Genomic DNA, 5,829 nt, shown 5'->3' with positions numbered 1-5,829 from the left:
CTGGTGTACCCATGACCCGGCTTCTTCGCCTTTCCCTCGCCGCGTTCGCCCTGGCCCTGGCGGCCGGCGCCTGCGACACCCCCTCCGGCTCCGACGTGGGGCCGGCCGCGCGGCTGGACGTGCTGTCCGGCGACACGCAGCAGGACACGGTGGGCCAGCAGCTGCCCCAGCCCCTCGTCATCCGCGTGACGGACGAGCGCGGGCACCCCGTGCGCGACCAGCTGGTAGACTTTCGCGTCGTCAGCGGCGGGGGCAGCGTGTTCGCCGGCACGGCGCTGACCAACCAGGACGGCGAGGTGCGCGAGCGGTGGACGCTGGGCACCTCCGCGGCCGACAGCCAGCGGGTGGAGGCCCGCGCCGTGGACCCCGAGACGGGGCAGGCGCTCGTCTTCGGCGTCTTTCGCGCCACGGCCGTGCCCGACGCGCCCGCCACCCTGTTTCGCGAGCCGGCGGCCGTCTTTGGCGGCGCGGGACAGCCGTTGGCGGATTCGCTCCAGGTCCGCGTCCAGGACCGGCACGGCAACCCCGTCCCGGGCGTGACGGTGGCGTGGGGCGCGCAAGACGGGGGCAGCGTCTCCCCCGCGACGTCCACGACCAGCGCGTCCGGCTGGGCGCGCACGGGGTGGACCCTGGGCCCCGCGCTGGGCGACCAAGCGGCGCAGGCGTCCGTGGCGGGGCTCGCGCCGGTGGCCTTCGCGGCGACGGCTACGCCGGGGCCGCCCATGGGCATCCGCATCGATCCGCGCGAGATCCGCTTCAACTACCTGGGGCAGACGCAGCGGATCACCGTCGGCTCGTTCGACGCGCTGGGGCACCCCACGGGCCCCGTGCAGGCCCAGGTGATGAGCCTGGCCGGCAACCACGTGAGCGTCGACGGCTCCACCACGCCGGCCCGGGCCATCGCCGTGACGAACGGGACGGCGAGGATCGTGGCCACGTACGGCGGGGCGGCGGACACCATCGAGGCCGTCGTGCAGCAGCAGCCCGCCCGCGTGAACGTGGGTCCGGACTCGGCGTTCCTGCTGGTGGGCGAGCAGGTGCAGCTGGGCGCCACCGTGCGCGACACGGGCAATTACCTGATCCACGACGCCCCCGTGGCCTACGCCAGCAACGACCCGAGTGTCGCCACGGTGGACGCCTCGGGGCTGGCGCGCGCCGTGGCGGCCGGCACGGCCCTGGTGACGGCCACGTCGGGCACGGCGGGGGAACCGTCAACGCTGGAGGTGTTCAACGGCTTCAGCGCGCAGACGGTGCAGGCGGGTCCGCAGGTGAGCTGCGCGGTGGCCGCGGGCGGCGCCGCGTACTGCTGGGGCAGCAACAGCTACGGCATGGCGGGCACGGGCGGGGGCCAGGTGCAGCGCCTGCCCGCCCCGGTGGCGGGCGGGCTGTCGTTCGTGGAGCTGCAGACGGCCAACTCCGCCGGCGGCACCACCTGCGGGCTCGCCACGGGCGGGGCCGCGTACTGCTGGGGCAACGGCAACGCGCTGGGCAACGGCTCGTGGGAGAACCGCGCCGTGCCCGTGCCCGTGTCCGGCGGCCACAGCTTCGTCAAGCTGGCCGTGGCCGCGCAGGCGGCGTGCGGGCTGACGTCCGCGGGCGAGGCGTGGTGCTGGGGCAACGGCCGCTACGGCCTGCTGGGCAACGGCGACACGGCCAGCAGCGCCGTGCCCGTGAAGGTGGCGTCCAGCCTCGCCTTCATGGACCTGGCGATGGGGGGCCGGCACGCCTGTGCGCTGTCCGCGGCGGACGGCACGGCGCACTGCTGGGGATACAACCCGGCCGGGTCGCCGGGCGTCCCCGGGAGCGACACGACCTGCGCCGACCCCGTCCTTCCCACCTGCAGCACGACGCCCGTGCCCGCCGGCGGGGGCATGCGCTTCGTGCAGATCGTCGCGGGGTTCGACTTCACCTGCGGGCTGGCCAGCGGCGGAATGGCGTACTGCCTGCAGCCGGGCGGCCCCGTGGCCGTGCCGGGAGGCGGGGTGTTCGCCTCGCTCAGCGCCGGGTTCCAGCACGTCTGCGCCCGCACGCCCGACGGCGAGGCCTGGTGCTGGGGCTCCAGCGGCTACGGCGCGACGGGCGTGGAGCATGCCACCGACACGCCCGCGCGCGCGGCGCCCGCGCTCACCTTCACGGCCCTGGACACGGGCGCGTACCACACGTGCGGCGTGGCCACGGACGGCGGGGTCTACTGTTGGGGCACGGGGATCGACGGGTCGCTGGGCGACGGGTGGATCACCTCCGGCCACACGGCGCCCGTGCGGGTTCGCACGCGGTAGCATCCGCTGATTCGGCGGATGACGGAAACCGGCCCCGGGCGCGACTGCCGGGGCCGGTTTCATCATCCACCGTGTTTTCACGGGGAGCCGCGGAGAGGAACGGGAGCCGCGGAGGGAGGTCGCCGTTTCTCCGCGGCTCTCCCTTGTCCTCCGCGGCTCCGCGTCAAAAGACTGTGATCCTGCCCCTCGAACCCGATCCTCCACCAGGACATCACGGGACGACCAGGAAGCCGCTCACCTGGCGGACGTGCATGCCGGCCTGCTGGGCGGTCGAGTCGTTCGGGTTCGCCCCGGCCACCCGCACCCGCGTCAGCAGCACCTGCCCGCGGACGGCGCCCGACGCGTCGCGCAGGTCCGTCAGCGCCTCCGAGGCCGGCATCCGCTCCCCGGTCCGCCGCACCTCCACGAGCCCGCATCCATCCGGCAGCGACCGCGCCCGCGCCACGTAGCGCGAAAGGTCCGCCTCCGCGCTCCATCCATCCGTCGTCACCCGCACCCGGTCGCCCCGCAGCGAGGCTTGCAGCGTGGGGGTGAGCACGGCGTCCGTCGCCGCCGACTCCAGCAGCTCCAGCTGCACCATCGTTCCGCCGATCAGCCCCGGCACGCCGTTGCCCCACTCCAGGTACGACTCCACCTCTTCGTCCGGGCGGCAGCCGCGGCGCAGGCCCAGCTGCTCCACCAGGTCCCACACGCCGCGCGTGCTGTCCGGCACGGCGGGGATCACGGCCTGCAGCGCGCCCACGCCGTGCGCGCTCACCAGGTACTGCGCGAGGGAGCCGATGCGGCGAAACGCGGCGGAATCCACCACCACGCTGTCCGCCGGCAGCCGGCGCGGGTCCACCCCCGCCCGGCGAAGCTCCGCCCGCAGCCGCGACGCCTGGTCCCGGCGCGACACGGCGGACGCGCTCCACGGGCCGATGGCGGACAGGAGGAGCACGGCCGCGAGCACGGCCGGCACGGTGCCCTGCAGGGGCCGTCCCCGGCGCGCCAGGCGGATCGTCCCCAGCACGGCCACGACGCCGATGGCGACGACGACGGCCACGCGCGCGTAGCGGAACTCCGTCCACCCGTACTCGTCCACCCGCGCACCCAGCGCCCACAGCGCGAGCGGGACCAGGGGAAGCAGCAGCACGGGCATCACGCGGACCAGCAGGGACACGCCGCGGTGCTCGTCGTCGTCGTGCACGGGCTCCAGGAACACGGCGCCCAGCAGGCCAAGGATCCCCGCGGCGATCACCAGTGGCGAAAAGCGGTTGCGCGGCAGGTCGCCCGTGGCGATCACCTTGAGGGCGTACGCGTACAGGATGCCCAGGTAGATCACGAGCACGGGCGCGTACAGCCATCGCCCCAGCCGGCTTACGCCCTCCGGCACCCCGGCCGGCGGCGGCGCGTCGAGCCGTTCGATGCCACCCACGAAGATCCACGGCGCAAAGGCGAAGAAGACGGCGCCCGCCAGGTCCACGTACAGGTGCTCCGGCCTGCGCAGCTCGAACAGGGAGACGACGGCGCTCGCGGCCCCGGCCAGCACCGCGTACAGCGCGACGGCGTACAGGCCGATGCCCACCAGCCGCAGCGCCAGCCGCCAGCCGAACGCCCAGCCGCGCCGCCGGTCGCGCGCGCGCCAGGGGATGCCCGGCGTCATTCCCGGCAGCAGCACGGCGGCGGAGAACAGCAGCATCCAGCGCCAGCCGTCCGCATCACGCTTCTCGTGCATGAGCCACAGGCCGAACGCCGCGCACGCCGCGAGGACGGCCGCCGTCCCGGCCCAGCGCGCCCCGGGGCGAAGGACGCCGCGCGCCGCCAGCACACTCAGGGACAGGACGAGGGGGAACGCGAGCGCCACGGAGGCGGCCACGCGCAGCCACTCGTCCTCCGTGAAGCCCTTGTTCCGGACCTGGATGGAGAGCGTGACGGCCAGCAGCACGCCCAGCGCCACCTCCACGGGGGCGGTGCGAAAGGCCCCGCGCGCGTCGGCGGCGTACGCGCGCAGGGTGCGGGTCAGGGGATTGGGCACGGTGGACCGGGGCCGGGCGATGCAGGGGCAAAAGCGGCGGACGGAGGGAATCGGCGTCCGCGAGCGTCCGTGCGCAAGGACACCCGCTGCGGCTGCAGCCCCATCGGCCCCGGGCGCGCCCGGCACGCGTGGGGACGGGCGCGGCTCCATGTGTCATGAAACGAATGGGATCGACCCGTGGAGAGACGCTCCCTCCGCGCATGTACCCTTATTCGCATCTTCACAGTGTGTCCCGTTGGTATCGACCCGTCTCGCCCCTGTGCGGACACGTCCGGCATCTGTAACTTCCTGGTGTGCCAGTACCTGTGCTCACCCCTCGTTTCCTCTCCCACGGCAACGTTCGATGACCCGCACCGGGCTTTCCCCCCTTGTCCTTGCCGCCGCGCTGCTGGCCCTTGCCGGTTGCGGCGACGGCGTGACCGTGGATCCCGGGCCTGAGTACCCGGCGCGCGGAGCGGCCGTTTCCGGCGACCTGCAGCGCGACACGGTCACCGACGAGCTCCCCGCGGCCCTGGTGGTGCGCGTGACGGACCAGGGCGGCGACCCGCTCCCCGGACAGACGGTCACCTGGTCCGTCACGGCGGGCGGGGGCACCCTCTTCGCCGCCACGTCGCAGACCAACGCCGCGGGTGAGGCCAGCAACCGCTGGACGCTGGGCACGGTGGCCGGCGACACCCAGCGCGTGGAAGCCCGGATGGTGGACCCGGGGAGCGGCGCCCCCGTCGTCCTGGCCACCTTTCGCGCCACGGGCTTGGCGGACGTGCCCGCCGCCGTCGCCGCGCGGGCGCCGGCCGCGCGCGCGGGGAGCGCCGGGCAGGCCGTGGCCGACTCGCTGGAAGCCCTGGTGACGGACGCGCACGGCAACCCGGTCGCGGGCGCCCCCGTGGTGTGGACGGTCCCCGCCGGCGGCGGCTCCGTCTCCCCCGGCACCACCACGACGGGGGCGGACGGCGTGGCCCGGACGCAGTGGACGCTGGGGCTGGACCTGGGCGCGCAGCAGACGGCCGAGGCGGCCATCAGCCCCGCCGTGCGGGCCACGTTCACGGCCACGGCGGGGCTGCCCGTGGCCGCGACGCTCGCAAAGGTCTCGGGCGACGCGCAGAACGGCACGGTGGGCACCGCCCCGGCGCAGCCGCTGACGGTGGAGCTGCGCACGTCGCTGGGCCAGCCCATCGCGGGGGCGCAGGTCACGTGGACGGCGGCCGCGTTCTCCGGCACGGTCACCCCGCCCGTCTCGGTGACGGGCGCGGACGGGCGCGCATCCACCACCTGGACCCTGTTCACCCGGCCCGGGATGCAGCAGGTGACGGCGCGGGTGCAGGGCGCCGCCGACGCCGTGTTCACCGCCACGGCGGCCCCCGGTCCGGCCGCGAGCGTGACCGTCGTCCCGGGAACGCTGGCCCTGACGGCGCTGGGCGACACGGCGCGACTGGCGGCCACCGCGCTGGACGAATACGGCAACGGGGCGGTGGAGCCGCTGCAGTGGATCAGCCGCGACCCGGCCGTGGCCACCGTGGACGCGGCCGGGCTGGTGAC

3 protein-coding genes are annotated in these 5,829 nt (G+C 75.1%); 2 read left to right on the top strand and 1 reads right to left on the bottom strand.

Annotated elements, in window-relative coordinates; translation table 11 throughout:
- Positions 1-2,279: Ig-like domain-containing protein (locus VFZ20_RS14735; RefSeq protein WP_329684663.1), on the top strand; the 2,279-nt coding region annotated here is incomplete at its 5' end.
- Positions 2,280-2,490: 211 nt separating this feature from the next.
- Here VFZ20_RS14735 and VFZ20_RS14730 read toward each other — a convergent pair.
- Positions 2,491-4,293, bottom strand: a complete 1,803-nt coding sequence (locus VFZ20_RS14730) for a DUF4153 domain-containing protein (protein WP_329684662.1) — start codon at positions 4,291-4,293, stop codon at positions 2,491-2,493.
- A gap of 343 nt (positions 4,294-4,636) precedes the next feature.
- On the opposite strand from VFZ20_RS14730, the gene VFZ20_RS14725 reads away from it, so the two are divergent.
- The coding region (locus VFZ20_RS14725; RefSeq protein WP_329684661.1) for an Ig-like domain-containing protein at positions 4,637-5,829 on the top strand (1,193 nt) is incomplete at its 3' end.

It is taken from the genome of Longimicrobium sp., assembly GCF_036280135.1.
Taxonomy (GTDB): domain Bacteria; phylum Gemmatimonadota; class Gemmatimonadetes; order Longimicrobiales; family Longimicrobiaceae; genus Longimicrobium.
The sequence above is the reverse complement of the archived record's forward strand: the minus strand, read 5'-3'. Positions and strand labels throughout refer to the sequence as shown.